This window comes from Pseudomonas sp. XP2, assembly GCF_053557975.1.
The window spans coordinates 49,895-65,373 of record NZ_JBNRIK010000031.1; the positions used below are offsets into that span (position 1 = coordinate 49,895).

At 62.3% G+C, this 15,479-nt stretch carries 16 protein-coding genes; 12 read left to right on the top strand and 4 right to left on the bottom strand.

Translation table 11 applies throughout. The annotated features are described in order from the left end of the window. Positions 1-22 precede the first annotated feature (22 nt). From ispF to rpoS, 6 genes are all read left to right on the top strand, one after another. The gene (gene ispF / locus ACK1VC_RS25030; RefSeq protein ID WP_016485229.1) at positions 23-496 is read left to right on the top strand and encodes a 2-C-methyl-D-erythritol 2,4-cyclodiphosphate synthase; all 474 of its coding nucleotides are present in this window, start codon (positions 23-25) and stop codon (positions 494-496) included. Continuing rightward, positions 493-1,551 carry a tRNA pseudouridine(13) synthase TruD gene (truD, locus tag ACK1VC_RS25035; protein WP_016485230.1) on the top strand — a complete coding sequence of 353 codons (1,059 nt, stop codon included), beginning with the start codon at positions 493-495 and terminating at the stop codon, positions 1,549-1,551. The genes ispF and truD overlap by 4 nt, the downstream gene beginning before the upstream one ends. Next, on the top strand, positions 1,539-2,288 hold the full coding sequence (gene surE / locus ACK1VC_RS25040; RefSeq protein WP_016485231.1) for a 5'/3'-nucleotidase SurE: 750 nt from the start codon (positions 1,539-1,541) through the stop codon (positions 2,286-2,288). The genes truD and surE overlap by 13 nt, the downstream gene beginning before the upstream one ends. Before the next feature lie 35 nt (positions 2,289-2,323). Further along, positions 2,324-2,962, top strand: coding sequence for a protein-L-isoaspartate(D-aspartate) O-methyltransferase (locus ACK1VC_RS25045; RefSeq protein WP_191087845.1), 639 nt, complete (start codon positions 2,324-2,326; stop codon positions 2,960-2,962). A 239-nt stretch (positions 2,963-3,201) separates the two neighbouring features. Continuing rightward, on the top strand, positions 3,202-4,059 hold the full coding sequence (locus tag ACK1VC_RS25050) for a peptidoglycan DD-metalloendopeptidase family protein (protein WP_060519608.1): 858 nt from the start codon (positions 3,202-3,204) through the stop codon (positions 4,057-4,059). 108 nt (positions 4,060-4,167) lie between these two features. Next, positions 4,168-5,175 (top strand): RNA polymerase sigma factor RpoS, encoded by a 1,008-nt coding sequence (gene rpoS / locus ACK1VC_RS25055; protein WP_003252351.1) that lies wholly within the window; start codon positions 4,168-4,170, stop codon positions 5,173-5,175. Between the two features lie 582 nt (positions 5,176-5,757). On the opposite strand, the gene fdxA is transcribed toward rpoS, so the two are convergent. Together fdxA and mutS are read right to left on the bottom strand one after the other, a co-directional pair. After that, positions 5,758-6,081: a ferredoxin FdxA gene (fdxA, locus tag ACK1VC_RS25060; RefSeq protein ID WP_016485233.1), complete on the bottom strand. Its 324-nt coding sequence runs from the start codon at positions 6,079-6,081 to the stop codon at positions 5,758-5,760. Positions 6,082-6,221: 140 nt separating this feature from the next. Then, the gene (gene mutS, locus ACK1VC_RS25065; protein ID WP_060519606.1) at positions 6,222-8,795 is read right to left on the bottom strand and encodes a DNA mismatch repair protein MutS; all 2,574 of its coding nucleotides are present in this window, start codon (positions 8,793-8,795) and stop codon (positions 6,222-6,224) included. A 187-nt stretch (positions 8,796-8,982) separates the two neighbouring features. On the opposite strand from mutS, the gene ACK1VC_RS25070 reads away from it, so the two are divergent. From ACK1VC_RS25070 to recX, 4 genes are all read left to right on the top strand, one after another. Beyond that, complete coding sequence (locus ACK1VC_RS25070; RefSeq protein WP_016485235.1) at positions 8,983-10,050, top strand: hypothetical protein; 1,068 nt, start codon at positions 8,983-8,985, stop codon at positions 10,048-10,050. Between the two features lie 54 nt (positions 10,051-10,104). Continuing rightward, the gene (locus ACK1VC_RS25075; protein WP_191087338.1) at positions 10,105-10,587 is read left to right on the top strand and encodes a CinA family protein; all 483 of its coding nucleotides are present in this window, start codon (positions 10,105-10,107) and stop codon (positions 10,585-10,587) included. Positions 10,588-10,690: 103 nt separating this feature from the next. Continuing rightward, the gene (gene recA, locus ACK1VC_RS25080) at positions 10,691-11,758 is read left to right on the top strand and encodes a recombinase RecA (RefSeq protein ID WP_016485237.1); all 1,068 of its coding nucleotides are present in this window, start codon (positions 10,691-10,693) and stop codon (positions 11,756-11,758) included. Between the two features lie 20 nt (positions 11,759-11,778). Beyond that, complete coding sequence (gene recX, locus ACK1VC_RS25085) at positions 11,779-12,249, top strand: recombination regulator RecX (RefSeq protein ID WP_016485238.1); 471 nt, start codon at positions 11,779-11,781, stop codon at positions 12,247-12,249. A gap of 294 nt (positions 12,250-12,543) precedes the next feature. Here the strand turns inward: recX and ACK1VC_RS25090 are convergent, their stop codons facing one another. Beyond that, a complete protein-coding gene (locus ACK1VC_RS25090) occupies positions 12,544-13,662 on the bottom strand; it encodes an LOG family protein (protein ID WP_016485239.1) in 1,119 nt (372 codons plus the stop codon). A 160-nt stretch (positions 13,663-13,822) separates the two neighbouring features. Here ACK1VC_RS25090 and ACK1VC_RS25095 point away from each other — a divergent pair, with 160 nt between their 5' ends. Then, positions 13,823-14,032, top strand: a complete 210-nt coding sequence (locus tag ACK1VC_RS25095) for a hypothetical protein (protein ID WP_016485240.1) — start codon at positions 13,823-13,825, stop codon at positions 14,030-14,032. A gap of 15 nt (positions 14,033-14,047) precedes the next feature. On the opposite strand, the gene ACK1VC_RS25100 is transcribed toward ACK1VC_RS25095, so the two are convergent. Continuing rightward, on the bottom strand, positions 14,048-14,467 hold the full coding sequence (locus ACK1VC_RS25100; protein ID WP_016485241.1) for a quorum-sensing-regulated virulence factor family protein: 420 nt from the start codon (positions 14,465-14,467) through the stop codon (positions 14,048-14,050). A 260-nt stretch (positions 14,468-14,727) separates the two neighbouring features. Here ACK1VC_RS25100 and ACK1VC_RS25105 point away from each other — a divergent pair, with 260 nt between their 5' ends. Then, on the top strand, positions 14,728-15,438 hold the full coding sequence (locus ACK1VC_RS25105; RefSeq protein ID WP_016485242.1) for a tRNA-uridine aminocarboxypropyltransferase: 711 nt from the start codon (positions 14,728-14,730) through the stop codon (positions 15,436-15,438). Positions 15,439-15,479: the final 41 nt, after the last annotated feature.

The window sequence follows — 15,479 nt, forward strand, 5'->3', positions numbered from 1 at the left end:
GACTCATTCAGGGCGTTTTTCTATGCGTATTGGCCATGGCTACGATGTGCACCGGTTCTGCGACGGTGATTTCATTACCCTGGGCGGGGTGCGTATCCCCCACAAATACGGCCTGCTGGCCCATTCCGACGGCGACGTGCTGCTGCACGCCCTGAGCGATGCCTTGCTGGGCGCTGCGGCGCTGGGCGACATCGGCAAGCACTTCCCCGACACCGACCCACAATTCAAGGGCGCCGACAGCCGCGTGCTGCTGCGCCATGTGGTCGGCATCGTCAAGGCCAAGGGCTGGAAGGTCGGCAATGTCGACGCCACCATCGTCGCCCAGGCGCCGAAGATGGCCCCGCACATCGAGACCATGCGCCAGCTGATCGCCGAAGACCTGCAGGTTGAACGCGACCAGGTCAACGTCAAGGCCACCACCACTGAAAAGCTGGGCTTCACTGGCCGTGAGGAGGGGATTGCCGTGCATTCGGTCGCCCTGCTGCTGCCAGCATGACCGAGCAGGAACTGCTGGGCCCGCGCGCATCGGGCGAACCCTTGGGCACCGCCGTCCTCAAGGCAGTGGCTGAAGACTTCCAGGTTGACGAAGTACTGGACATTCCGCTGTCCGGCCAGGGTGAGCACCTGTGGCTGTGGGTCGAAAAGCGCGACTTGAACACTGAAGAGGCCGCCCGCCGCCTGGCGCGCGCCGCAGGCGTGCCGGCGCGCGCTATCAGCTACGCCGGGCTCAAGGACCGTCAGGCCCTGACCCGTCAGTGGTTCAGCCTGCACCTGCCGGGCAAGGCCGACCCGGACCTGTCGCGTGCTGAAGATGCCAGCCTGCGCGTGCTCAAGCAGGTGCGCCACCAACGCAAGCTGCAGCGCGGCGCGCATTCGGCCAACGGCTTCACCCTGCGCCTGACAGCCCTTGCTGCTGACCACCAGGCTGTGGATGCCCGCCTGGCACAGCTCAAGCAGCACGGTGTGCCCAACTATTTCGGCACCCAGCGTTTCGGCCACGGCGGGGGCAACGTCCATGATGCCCTCGACTGGGCCGCGCGCAAGGCGTTGCCCGAGCAGCGTAACGTGCGTTCGCGGTTGCTTTCGGCCGGGCGCAGCTACCTGTTCAATCAGGTGCTGGCTGCACGTGTCGCCGAAGGTAGCTGGGCGCAGGCCCAGGTCGGCGACTTGCTGGCGTTCACCGACAGCCGTAGCTTCTTCCCGGCCGGTGAGGCGGAATGCGCCGACCCACGTCTGGCGATTCTCGACCTGCATCCGACCGGCCCGATGTGGGGCGAGGGCAGTTCGCCCGCAGGCGGCGCCACCGCGCAGCTGGAAAATGCCGTGGGCGAGCGGCAACAGGCACTTTGTCATTGGTTGGCCCAGGCGGGCATGGATCACGAACGGCGTATTTTGCGGCTCCCTATTGGCGGCCTGACATGGCATTATCCCGAGCCTGATATCCTGCAACTGGAATTCGTCCTGCCGGCCGGATGCTTCGCCACCGTGGTGGTGCGCGAAGTCGTGGATCTGGTGTCGGCAGGGCAGACGGACAGCCCATGCGTATTCTGATTTCGAACGACGACGGTGTCACCGCACCCGGCATCGCCGCGCTGCACGCTGCGCTGGCGGATTACGCCGAGTGCGCGGTGATTGCCCCGGACCAAGACAAGAGCGGCGCCAGCAGTTCGCTGACGCTGGACCGGCCACTGCACCCGCAGACCCTGGCCAACGGCTTCATCAGCCTCAACGGCACACCGACCGACTGTGTGCACCTGGGGCTTAATGGGCTGTTGCCGCAGGCGCCGGACATGGTGGTGTCGGGGATCAACCTCGGTGCCAACCTGGGTGATGACGTGTTGTACTCCGGTACAGTCGCCGCAGCGTTGGAAGGCCGTTTCCTTGGTGGCACGTCGCTGGCGTTTTCGCTGTTGTCGCGCCAGCCGGACAACTTGCCGACGGCGGCCTACATCGCCCGTCGCCTGGTCGAGGCACAGTCGCGCCTGGTGCTGCCGCCACGCACCGTACTCAACGTCAATATCCCCAACCTGCCGCTGGAGCACATCCGTGGCATCCAGCTGACCCGCCTCGGTCACCGGGCGCGGGCGGCGGCACCGACCAAGGTGGTCAACCCGCGCGGCAAGGAAGGCTACTGGATCGCCGTGGCCGGTGATGCCGAAGATGGCGGCCCGGGCACCGACTTCCATGCGGTGATGCAAGGCTTTGTCTCGATCACTCCGCTGCAGCTCGACCGCACCTTCAATGATGCCTTCGAGCAGCTCGACGGTTGGCTGGAGGGCCTGCTCTGATGCGCGAGGACGATATGCTGCGGCGTGGCATCGGCATGACCTCCCAGCGTACCCGGGAGCGGCTGATCCAGCGCCTGTGCGAAGAAGGGGTGTCGAACACCAAGGTGCTCGACGTGATTCGTTGTACCCCGCGTCACCTGTTCGTCGACGAGGCACTGGCGCATCGTGCCTATGAAGACACCGCGCTGCCGATCGGCCACAACCAGACCATCTCCCAGCCATTCATGGTTGCCCACATGAGCGAGCTGCTGCTAGAGGCCGGCCCGCTGGACAAGGTGCTGGAGATCGGCACCGGCTCGGGTTACCAGACGGCGATACTGGCCCAGCTGGTGGAGCGGGTTTTCTCGGTGGAACGTATCAAGGTGCTGCAGGACCGTGCCAAGGAGCGTCTGGTGGAGCTGAACCTGCGCAATGTGGTATTCCGCTGGGGCGATGGTTGTGAAGGCTGGCCGGCGCTGGCGCCTTACAACGGCATCATCGTCACTGCGGTGGCGCCGGAAGTCCCCCAGGCACTGCTTGACCAGCTGGCGCCCGGTGGCCGCATGGTCATACCGGTAGGGCCGGCCGGCGAAACGCAGCAACTGATGCTGATCGTGCGCGAGGAGCATGGGTTCTCCCGCCGTGTGCTGGGTGCTGTGCGTTTCGTGCCGCTGCTCAATGGCCCGCTGGCCTGAGTGCAGCGTCGAGCTGGGTGCTGCGGGCATGAGCTGCACGGTATTTTTGCGCCGGTGGCGAATTCTTGTAGCTGCGCCCTGTCTATCTGGCGGAGCGAAGCGCTAGCACACAGCGCGCACCGCGGCTTTGCTACAGCCTTTTGCATCAGCCTGCCATTACCGGCCGGCTTGGTTATAATTGCAATAATATTGCATTTCTTGTCTTCATATCGTTTTTCGGCACCATGAGGGGAGCGCGGGTGGGTCACACAGTCATTCGGCAGCGCAAGGATGGGTCGGGTTTCAAGCTTCTGTTGATTGCACTGGCCATGGGCACGCTACTGGTGGGTTGTTCGAGCACCAGTAATACCAGCGCGCGGGTGGTCGACCGCAACAACACCGTGCCCAAGCGCCCGGCGGTGACGTCCGGGCAGTACATCGTCAAGCCTGGTGACACGCTGTTCTCCATCGCCTTCCGTTATGGCTGGGACTACAAGGAGCTGGCCGCACGCAATGGCATCTCGGCGCCTTATACCATTCGCCCAGGCCAGGCGATTCGTTTCAGCAGTGGTTCTAGCAGTAGTACCACGGTGGTGTCCAACCCGTCCTCGTCGAGCCGCACCACGGTCACGCGGCGGCCTGTGGGGGGCACGTCCACGTCGCCTGCCAGCACCGGCAAACCGGCCACGCCTGCCCCGTCCAGCAGTGCGCCGGTGGTTGCCACCGTGCCGGCTGCGGAGCGCGCGGTAGGCGGCTGGACCTGGCCAGCCAACGGTGTGCTGATTGGAAAATTTGCTTCAAACGGTAGTTTGAATAAAGGCATTGATATCGCCGGTGATTTGGGACAGCCTGTTTTTGCTGCGTCTGATGGTGCGGTGGTGTACGCCGGGAGTGGTTTAAGGGGCTACGGCGAGCTGATCATCATCAAACACAGCGATACCTACGTCAGTGCCTACGGCCATAACCGCAGGCTGTTGGTTCGGGAGGGGCAGCAGGTCAAGGCAGGGCAGTCGATTGCTGAAATGGGGTCTACAGGCACAGATCGGGTGAAGCTGCATTTCGAGATTCGCCGCCAGGGCAAACCCGTCGATCCACTCCAGTTCCTGCCACGCCGTTGATCGTTGTACCCGGCCTGTTCCTGTGATGTAGAGGGGACAGGCTCCAGCGCTGCCAGGGAAAAAGGTGCCGCTCGAGTCTGAGTTCGAACTCAGCAAAGGACTATAACAATGGCTCTCAGTAAAGAAGTGCCGGAGTTTGACATCGACGATGACGTCCTCCTGATGGAGACGGGTATCGTTTTGGAAACGGATGTGGTGTCAGACGAACCTGCTGTATCTTCGGTTCGGACGAGGGCCAAGTCGGGCTCTTCACTCAAGCAACACAAGTACATCGATTACAGCCGGGCGCTTGATGCCACCCAGTTGTATCTCAACGAGATCGGCTTCTCGCCCCTGCTTTCGCCAGAAGAGGAAGTGCACTTCGCGCGCTTGTCGCAGAAGGGCGATCCTGCTGGCCGCAAGCGCATGATCGAAAGCAACCTGCGCCTGGTTGTCAAAATTGCCCGTCGTTACGTGAACCGCGGCCTGTCGCTGCTCGACCTGATCGAGGAGGGCAACCTGGGGCTTATCCGTGCGGTCGAGAAGTTCGACCCGGAGCGTGGTTTCCGTTTTTCGACCTATGCGACCTGGTGGATTCGCCAGACCATCGAACGGGCGATCATGAACCAGACCCGCACCATCCGCCTGCCGATCCACGTGGTCAAGGAACTGAACGTCTACCTGCGCGCCGCACGCGAGCTGACCCAGAAACTCGACCACGAACCCTCACCGGAAGAAATCGCCACGCTGCTGGAAAAGCCAGTCGCCGAGGTCAAGCGCATGCTGGGCCTGAACGAGCGGGTGTCTTCGGTGGACGTGTCGCTTGGCCCGGATTCGGACAAGACCCTGCTCGACACCTTGACCGACGACCGCCCCACCGACCCGTGCGAACTGTTGCAGGATGACGACCTGTCGCAGAGCATCGACCAGTGGCTGGGCGAGTTGACTGACAAGCAGAGGGAAGTGGTGGTGCGTCGCTTTGGCCTGCGTGGGCATGAAAGCAGCACCCTGGAAGATGTAGGGCTGGAGATCGGCCTGACCCGGGAACGGGTACGGCAGATCCAGGTAGAGGGGCTCAAGCGTTTGCGCGAGATCCTTGAGAAGAACGGCCTGTCCAGCGAGTCTTTGTTCCAGTAGCGAAGGCCTGTCACCCAAAACGCCCCGATGACCTCGGGGCGTTTTTGTGTGTGTCATTTGAAAATGTTGGGATACGCGATCATCCGGGCAATCACGGTCTCTTGTGGGAGCAGCCTTGTGCTGCGAATGGGCTGCAAAGCAGGCCCAAAATCTGCCGGGTAAACAGATAGCTAATGTGTACTGCGCTACCTCAGTAACATTGCGTGTAAGCCTTTTCTTACTTGTTTTGTAAGCTATCTATGCAAGCCTCAGTACATCATTGTCGCTTCCAGCCTGTGCATTTTTCCAAGCCATTGAAAAACATGACTTATTCGGCTGTGAGGAAATGTGTCCCCAGCAATACCTTGTGAGGTTTCGCGCTTGCCCGCCCGGCGCAACCCGCTAATATTCGAACTGTGCACAGGGACATGCACAGGCTTTCAGGACGAAGGCCAAGGACGTCGCAAGAAGCGATTTCATCAGGATGATGTTAGGGACAAGCAGGGACTACGGAAAAAATGTGGGCGGGTCAAACCGCCCCTTTTTTTTGCCCGTAAAAAACCAGAAAAGGCCCCGAGGGGCCTTTTCCGTGTCCGGGCGCTATCAGCGCTCCAGGTCTGCAATCTTGCCAGTCTTGCCGTCCCACTCTTCAGCGTCAGGCAGGGCTTCCTTACGCTCGGTGATGTTTGGCCAGACTTCCGCCAGCTCGGCGTTCAGCTCGATGAAGTTCTCCATCCCGGCAGGGATTTCGTCTTCCGAGAAGATGGCTTGCGCCGGGCATTCCGGTTCGCACAGTGCGCAGTCAATGCACTCGTCCGGGTGGATGACCAGGAAGTTCGGGCCTTCGTAGAAGCAGTCCACCGGACAGACTTCCACGCAGTCGGTGTATTTGCATTTGATGCAGTTGTCGGTGACGACGAAGGTCATTTCTAGTTCTCTCCTCAGGCGACGGCGGCGGCCCTTCCTCTCAGGGCCGCGCGGTTTACAGGTATGTGGCTGCAGGCCAGGCTAATAACCTGCAGCACCAGCAAACCGCGGCGGATTCTACCAGCTTGTAGTGGGCGCCGTTATAACAGGTTCTTTAGTTGATATAGCATTTCGATAGCTTGGCGCGGGGTCATGTCGTCCAGTTGCAGCTTGCCCAGCTTCTCGATGGCTGGGTGTGGCAGGCTGGCGAACAGATCGCTCTGGTGCGGCACCTGTGGCACATCCCTGGCCTTTTCGGCCGGGGCTTGCTCATGCGGCAGGCTGGTGGTTTCCAGGCGCGCCAGATGTTCCCGGGCACGCTGGATCACCACACCCGGCACACCGGCCAGTTGTGCCACGGCCAGGCCGTAGCTCTGGCTGGCAGGGCCAGGCAGTACGTGGTGCAGAAACACGATGCGTTCGTTGTGCTCGGTGGCATTCAGGTGCACGTTGGCCACCAGTGGCTCACTTTCCGGCAGCACGGTGAGCTCGAAGTAGTGAGTGGCGAACAGCGTATAGGCGCGCAGCTGAGCCAGGCGCTCGGCCGCAGCCCACGCCAGCGACAGGCCGTCGAAGGTGCTGGTGCCGCGGCCCACTTCGTCCATCAGCACCAGGCTGCGCTCGGTCGCGTTGTGCAGGATGTTGGCGGTTTCGCTCATCTCGACCATGAAGGTCGAGCGCCCGCCGGCCAGGTCGTCACTGGAACCGATGCGGGTGAAGATGCGGTCGACCAGCGACAGCTCGCAGCTGGCTGCCGGCACGAAACTGCCGATGTGCGCCAGCAGCACGATCAAGGCGGTCTGGCGCATGTAGGTGGATTTACCGCCCATGTTCGGGCCGGTGATGATCAGCATGCGCGTGCTGTTGTCCAGGCCCAGGTCGTTGGCCACGAACGGCGTGGTCAGTACCTGCTCCACGACCGGGTGACGGCCTTGCTCGATGCGCAGGCACGGCTCGTCGACGAAGCGCGGGCAGTTCAGGTCGAGGGTCAGCGCACGTTCGGCCAGGTTGCTGAGCACGTCCAGTTCGGCCAGGGCGGCAGCGCTGTCCTGCAGCGGCGCCAGGTGGCTGATCAGGGTTTCCAGCAGGGCGTCGTAGAGCATCTTCTCACGGGCCAGAGCGCGGCTCTTGGCTGACAGCGCCTTGTCCTCGAACACTTTCAGCTCGGGGGTGATGAAGCGCTCGGCGCCCTTGAGGGTCTGACGGCGGATGTAGTCGCCCGGTGCCTGCTCGGCTTGCTTGGTGGGCAGCTCGATGAAGTAGCCGTGTACACGGTTGTAGCCGACCTTGAGGTTGGCAAGGCCGGTGCGGGCCTTTTCCCGGGCTTCCAGGTCGATCAGGAACTGGCCGGCGTTCTCGCTGATCGCCAGCAGCTCGTCCAGCTCGTTGTCATAGCCGGCCTTGAGCACGCCGCCGTCGCGGATTACCGCCGGCGGGTTGTCGATGATCGCCCGCTCCAGCAGGCTGGCCAGTTCCGGGTAGGTGCCGGTAATGGCTGCCAGGCGCGCAAGGTGCGGCGCCTCCAGCTCGGTCATGGCGTTTTGCAGTTCGGGCAGGGCGCCCAATGCATCGCGCAGGCGCGCCAGGTCGCGTGGGCGGGCATTGCGCAGGCCGATTCGGGCGAGGATACGCTCGATGTCGCCAATTTCTTTCAACTGTGGCTGCAGCTTCTCGAAGCGGTAGCTGTCGAGCAGGCAGCGGATCGAGTCCTGGCGTGCTTGCAGAACCTTGAGGTCGCGCAACGGGCGGTTCAGCCACCGGCTCAGCAGGCGGCTGGCCATGGCGGTCTGGCAGCGGTCGACCACCGATTGCAGGGTGTTGTCACGCCCACCCGCCAGGTTGACGTCCAGCTCCAGGTTGCGACGGCTGGCGCCATCGAGGATGACCGTGTCGTCCAGGCGCTCATGGCGCAGGCTGCGCAGGTGCGGCAGGGCGGTGCGCTGGGTTTCCTTGGCGTAGGTCAACAGGCAGCCGGCGGCACCGATGGCCAGGGTCAGCTTGTCGCAGCCAAAGCCCTTGAGGTCCTTGGTCGCGAACTGTTGGCACAGGGCCTTGCGTGCCGAATCGCGGTCGAAATCCCATGGCGCACGGCGGCGGGCACCGGGGCGTTTTTCGGCGGGCAGGTCACGTGGCCAATCGTCCGGGATCAGCAGTTCGACAGGGTTCAGGCGCTCAAGCTCGGCCAGCAGGTTTTCCCAGCCTTTGATTTCCTGCACGCTGAAATTGCCGCTGGTGATGTCCAGCACCGCCAGGCCAAACAGGCGTTCATCACCGAGCAGCGCGGCAATCAGGTTGTCGCGGCGCTCGTCCAGCAGCGCCTCGTCGCTGACGGTGCCTGGGGTGATGATGCGTACCACCTGGCGCTCCACGGGGCCCTTGCTGGTGGCCGGATCGCCAATCTGTTCGCAGATCACCACCGATTCGCCCAGCTTGACCAGCTTGGCCAGGTAGCCTTCCAGCGAATGGAACGGAATCCCGCACATGGGGATGGACTGGCCGGCCGACTGCCCGCGCGCGGTCAGGGTGATGTCCAGCAGTTTTGCGGCCTTCTTTGCGTCTTCGTAGAAGATTTCGTAGAAGTCGCCCATGCGGTAGAACATCAGCTGGTCCGGGTGCTGGTTTTTCAGCTTCCAGTACTGCTGCATCATCGGGGTGTGTGCGGAAAGATCTGACATTCAGGGCCTTACAGCGGGTGATCTGGTTGGCGATGGTAAACCGGCAATGGTACAGGCTTTTTTGTTGCGATGCAGGCGCAGGCTTCGGGGCATGTGCGCGCAGCCTGGCGGGCAATGGTGGAGCTGTGCGGCGTTAGCCTCTAAAATGCGCGGCCCTCGACGAACGCCTGTAGCCATGACGTGCACGATGAATGTGTCCAGCCCTGTCCCTTATGTTAAGCAACAGCTGATCTACCTCCTGTACGGCGAGCGCCGGATCTATCAGCTGGAGGCCAAACTCAGCATCCTCACCGCCGTGGCGCGCTGCAAGCCGGCAGAGCTGCCGGTGATCCGTGTGCTTACCGACCAACCACAGGCCTTTGTCGGGTGGCCGGTGGAAGTGATCACGCTGGATGAGCAGACCCTGCAGGCTTGGACCGGTGACGGTGGCTACACCCACCGGCGCAAGGCCTGCGCCATTGCCCATGCTGGGCAGTGGGCGGAAAAGACTGTGTTTATCGATACCGATACGGTGTTCCTGCAATCGCCGCTGAAGCTGTTCAGTCAGGTCGATGCCGGACAATTTCTGGTCGACGAGGTGGAAACAAGCTGGGCCGAAGCTTTGCGCAGCAGCGACTACCTCCGCTTCAGCGCGGGGCTCGCCGAGGCAGGAAGTGCGCCGGCCGATGATTTGCGGCTGTGCAACAGCGGTGTCATGGGCTTCACCCGCTGCAATGTCGGCATTGCTGAACGCGCCATCCCGCGCATCGATGCCTGGACACCCTATACCGGTGACCTCCACACCATCGAACAGATTGCCTTTTCCTTCGAATTGCACGGGGCGCAGGTCAATGAAGCGCGTGGCGTGATCAGCCATTACTTCGCGATGAAGCAGTACGTGCATGCCATCCTGGAAATTTTCTTTGCCAGGCACGGCGAAGGCTTCCATCCACAGATGCCAAGGCTGGCCCTCAAGGTGCCGGCACATCGCCCTGTCCCTTCGTGGCTGGCGCGGCTCTCGGTAAAATGGAGCCTCAAGCGTGTGCCTCGGGAGCTGCGTGGCATCGGCCGTAAGCTGCTTTACGGCAGTGTGATGAGCGGCGACGACTACCAGCGTGCCTGCAAGGTGATCTGGTGGCGTTCGGCGATTGATGACATGCGCAAGCAAGGTGGTATCGACTGGAACCAGGATTGGCCAGCAGGGCTGCCGCGCCTGGGGCGGCGTGACGAGCGTGCGTTCAGCGAAATTGCCCGGGAGAGCCTGAAGGTTTCCTGAGCCACGGGCCGCGGCACGGTGATAGGGTAGAGGGTAGCCTTCCAGGAGCCTGACATGGACCCGATCACCACACTTGCCACCCGCCTGGGTGAACACTTGCGTCGTTTCAACGCACAGGTGGCTACCGCCGAATCCTGCACCGGCGGTGGCATTGCCGAAGCCATCACCCGTATATCTGGCAGCTCGGCCTGGTTCGAGGTGGGCTACGTGACCTATTCCAACGCCCAGAAAACCCGCCTGCTGGGCGTGCCCCCCGCCTTGTTCGGCCAGGTTGGTGCAGTCAGCCAGGAAGTGGTCGAAGCCATGGTCCGAGGGGCCCAGGCCGCCAGCGGCGCCCGCTTTGCCGTGGCGGTAAGCGGTGTGGCCGGGCCGGATGGTGGTTCGCCAGCCAAACCGGTAGGTACCGTGTGGCTGGCTTGGGGCGATGGCAACCGCGTGTTCAGCGAGCGCCGCCAGTTCGACGGTGACCGCGAAGCCGTGCGCCGACAGACGGTGATCGCCGCGTTAGACGGCTTGTTACAGCTTGGCGCCGAGTAAATCGACGACAGGGGTTTGCGCGAGCGCCTGCCTGTGGAATAATACTGGCTACTTATACAGGTATTCCGGCCATCAGGGCCAAGTCGAACACGTGAGGATTTCAATGGACGACAACAAGAAACGCGCCTTGGCTGCGGCCCTGGGTCAGATCGAACGCCAATTCGGCAAAGGCGCGGTCATGCGCATGGGTGATCACGAGCGCCAAGGCATTCCTGCCATTTCCACCGGCTCGCTGGGCCTAGATATTGCGCTGGGCATCGGCGGCCTGCCAAAAGGTCGTATCGTCGAGATCTATGGCCCGGAATCGTCGGGTAAGACCACACTGACGCTGTCGGTTATCGCCGAAGCCCAGAAGAACGGTGCCACCTGCGCCTTCGTCGACGCCGAACACGCCCTCGACCCTGAGTACGCCGGCAAACTGGGCGTCAACGTCGACGACCTGCTGGTCTCGCAGCCGGACACCGGTGAGCAGGCCCTGGAAATCACCGACATGCTGGTGCGCTCCAACGCCGTTGACGTGATTATCGTCGACTCCGTGGCTGCGCTGGTGCCGAAGGCCGAGATCGAAGGCGAAATGGGTGACATGCACGTGGGCCTGCAGGCTCGTCTGATGTCCCAGGCGCTGCGCAAGATCACCGGTAACATCAAGAACGCCAACTGCCTGGTCATCTTCATCAACCAGATTCGTATGAAGATCGGCGTGATGTTCGGCAGCCCGGAAACCACCACTGGTGGTAACGCCCTGAAGTTCTACGCCTCGGTGCGTCTGGACATCCGCCGTACCGGTGCGGTCAAGGAAGGCGACGAGGTGGTCGGCAGCGAAACCCGCGTCAAGATCGTCAAGAACAAGGTCTCGCCGCCGTTCCGTCAGGCCGAGTTCCAGATTCTTTACGGCAAAGGTATTTACCGTAACGGCGAGATCATCGACTTGGGCGTGTCTCAAGGCCTGGTCGAGAAGTCGGGTGCCTGGTACGCCTACCAGGGCAACAAGATCGGTCAAGGCAAAGCCAACGCTGCCAAATACCTGGCCGAGAACCCGGCTATTGGTGCCGAGATCGAGAAGCAGATCCGTGAAAAGCTGCTGAAAGCCGGTGCGGGTGCTGAAGCCAGCAAGGCTGCCGCCGCTGATGCCAGTGCTGACGATGTGGCTGACGCCGAAGCCGGTTATTGATTGCGCGGTAGATAGCCAACATGTCCGCCGTACTCGACACCCCCGTCGCCATTCGGCGGACAGCCATGGACCTGCTCGCCCGACGCGAGCACGGTCGCGTCGAGCTGACGCGCAAGTTGCGTCAGCGCGGTGCTTCGGATGAGCTGATCGAGCCTGAACTCGACCGCCTTGCCGAAGAAGGGCTGCTTTGTGAAGCCCGCTACCTCGAAAGCTTCATCAGGTACCGTTCCAGCGCTGGCTATGGCCCTTTGCGAATTCGCGAGGAGCTGGGGCAGCGGGGTCTGGCGCGTGCTGATATCGAGCAGGCGTTGCGCGAGAGCGAGGTGGATTGGCGCGAGCGCATGCGTGATGTCTGGCAGCGCAAGTTTGCCGGGCAGCGCCCACAGGATCCGCGCAGCCGCGCCCAGCAAACCCGGTTTCTGGCTTACCGGGGTTTCCCCATGGACATGATCGGCCGCCTGCTCAGCGGGCGTGAGCTCGACGATTACTGACCACTCTGATTGTTTAGTGCCTGTGAGATCGAGCGCCGCCCGCGCGGCGCATCGCGAGCTGCGCTCGCTCCTACGTTTGTTTGGGGCGAGTCATGCCTGTGACAGGCGCGCGCGACCGCCTTGTTTGTACGACACGATATCGCGCCATGCACCGAGGCGTCCGCGCACAAATCCCACAGAAATAACTGGCCCGAAACAAACGTAGGAGCGAGCGCAGCTCGCGATGCGCCGCGTGGGCGGCGCTCGGTCGCGCAGGCGATAAAACTGTCGTGGCGAACGCTTCAACGCCCCGCATCAGCTCACCTTCAACGCCTCCCTAGCTCGCTGCGTGGTATGCATGGGTTGCGGTTTGGCCCAGTTCTCCGACAAGTTGATGAAATCCACCAGCTCGCGCAGCCGGCCCTGGTCCCGGCCAGTGAAGGCAAATGACAGCCGGGTCAGGTGGTTGAAGTTGCCCACTTCATGTTCCGCACTGCTGTCCGCTTGCTGGTGAAACTTGCCACTCAGGCGCAAGTCTGCAAAGCCTTCCTGGATATCAAACAGCGCTGCTTCGCTGAGCGGGTGGTGCATGCGGATCACAAACTGGTTCTTCAGCCAGCGGCTGGAGTGGTAGTTGCTATAGAACTGGTTGATTTCCTCCACGGCCTCATCGGCACTGTGCACCAGGCGCAAGAGCTTCAGGTCGCTGGGCAGGATATAGCGGTTTTCTTCCAGTTGGCGGCTGATGAAGTCCAAACAGTCGCGCCAGAAACTGCCGCCGGGCGAGTCCAGCAGCACCACCGGCACCAAGGGGCTCTTGCCGGTCTGGATCAGCGTCAGTACTTCGAGCGCTTCATCCAGTGTGCCGAAACCGCCCGGGCATAGCACCAGGCCGTCAGCCTCTTTGACGAAGAACAGCTTGCGGATAAAAAAGAAATGGAAGGGCAGCAACTTGTCGGTGCCATCCACGGTCGGGTTGGCGTGTTGCTCGAAGGGCAAAGTGATGTTGAAACCCAGGCTGTGGTCGCTGCCAGCGCCCTCGTGAGCGGCGGCCATGATGCCGCCGCCGGCGCCGGTAATGACCATCAGGTCGGCGCGCGCCAGGGTGGCGCCCAGCTCGCGGGCCAGGGCGTACATCGGGTGCTCCAGCGGGGTGCGCGCCGAGCCGAACACGGTCACCTTGCGCCGGCCCTTGTAGCGCTGCAGCGTGCGGAATGACTGGTCCAGTTCACGCAGGGCCTGCAGGGTGATCTTGGCGCTCCAGCGGTCGCTGTCGTCATGAGCCATGCGCAGGATGGTCAGCATCATGTCGCGATACAGCGGCAGGTTGGGGCTGTCGGGGGCTACCAGTTGCAGTTGTGCGTCGATGTTGCTCAGGTCGATATTGTTGTCGCGGAAGTGGCTGAACAGCAGGTCATTCGCTTGGTAAGGCATGCAACGTCTCCTTCTGCACCAATACCTCTGACCTCAATCTAGACCCTCGGGCCGGTTCGTGCCGGGCTGTTTGGTGCAGCCGCCCGTCGGTATGTGGCCACCGGCAGCAGGGGTTTGGTTAACTGGTGAAGCGAAACGTATCGATGCAGGAGGTGGCGGTATGCATCGCTTGATCATCGAGGTGGACCGGCAGCTCTACCAGCAGCTGGAGGATGCGGCTCAAGTGCATCACTTGAGCCTTGAGGACGAGTGCTGTCGCAGGTTGGCGGGGTTGGAGTGCCAATCGCGCTACTTGCAGGCGTTATTGGCCGAGATGCGCGCCGATGCCGCCGAAGGGCATTGGCGCGCCCGCGAGGACGAGAAGGTGTAGCTTGAACAGCTGTGGTTATTTCTTCTTGTTACCGGCCACGCAGCTGGCATTGTCGAAGGCCTGGTCCATGATCGGCTGGTTGGTCTTGTACACCGTGAAGCGGTAGACCATCACCGCGCCCTTGGACATCAGGTTGCGGAAGCCGCTGTTGCGACAGACGCTGTCGCCCAGCTGGCTGCGTACCTGAGCGGGATTGGCCCGCATGCGCTCGGCGTGGCTCTCGCGTACGCTCAGGTGGTTGACCAGCGCCTTGCCTTCGACCGTGTAGCCTTGGTCGAGGATGTCCTCGTTGATGGCGCGTGGGGTACCGACGCTGCTCTCTTTGGCGACCTTCTGCAATGTCCTGTTCAGGTCGTAATCCTGCTTGGAGGCTGCCTGGGCTGCCAGTGGCAGAGCGAGTAGCAGGCTCAGGGCGGGGACGATAAGGCGCAGCATGAATCTCTCCTGGTTCGATGACTGGCGCTTTGACATGCGCAGGTCTGCAGTGTTCCATAAAACGATACTGTGGCTGCAATTGGGGCCGTGCAAAGTCCCATCGCGGGCAAGCCGGCTCCCGCAGGTGCACGGCAAGCATCGATTATAAGGCGCGCCTTGCCAGCTGCACAGCAAATGCCCCCTGTTCTGGTAAACTGGCCGCCTTGTTTTTTCCGAGCCATCCTTGTGCCCATTTCCAACCTGTCCAAAGGCCTGTCGGCATGAGCCACGCGGTAGCGCGCCTGCGCGCCGAACGCCTGGCCCGCAGCAACAAGCCCTTCATTGCCCGTGGCTCGCGTGCCGAACGCTGCCCGGATTGCCGGGTCATCGCCACCCATTGCCTGTGTGCCTGGAAGCCCAGGGTGCAGGCCGAGTCGGGCGTGTGCCTGCTGATGCACGACACCGAGCCGTTGAAACCCACCAATACCGGCTGGCTGATTGCCGACCTGATCGAAGACACCTGGGCCTTTGGCTGGCTGCGCACCTCGGTCGACGAACGCTTGCTGGCTTTGCTGGACGACCCGACCTGGCAGCCCTATATCGTCTTCCCCGGTGAGTTCGTGGCCGAGCAGCGGGTGGTCAGCGAGGTGGCGCGTGAGCCGGGCAAGCGCCCGCTGTTCATCCTGCTGGATGCCACCTGGACCGAAGCCCGCAAGATGTTCCGCAAAAGCCCGTACCTTGACCGCTTCCCGGTGTTGAGCCTGCAGGCCGAGCAGATGTCGCGCTACCGGCTGCGGCGCTCCAAGCGCGACGATCACTTCTGCACGGCAGAGGTCGCAGCCATGTGCCTGGACCTGGCCGGCGACAGCCAGGCCTCCCAGGCGCTGGATGCCTACCTGGATGTATTCAGCCTGCACTACCTGAGCGGCAAGCGGCGCCTGCCGCTGGATGATCAGGACGATACCCACCAGCGTTTGCATACCTTCCTATAGTCCAAGGGGCACAACCCCTGCTTTGGTTCATAATGACGGGG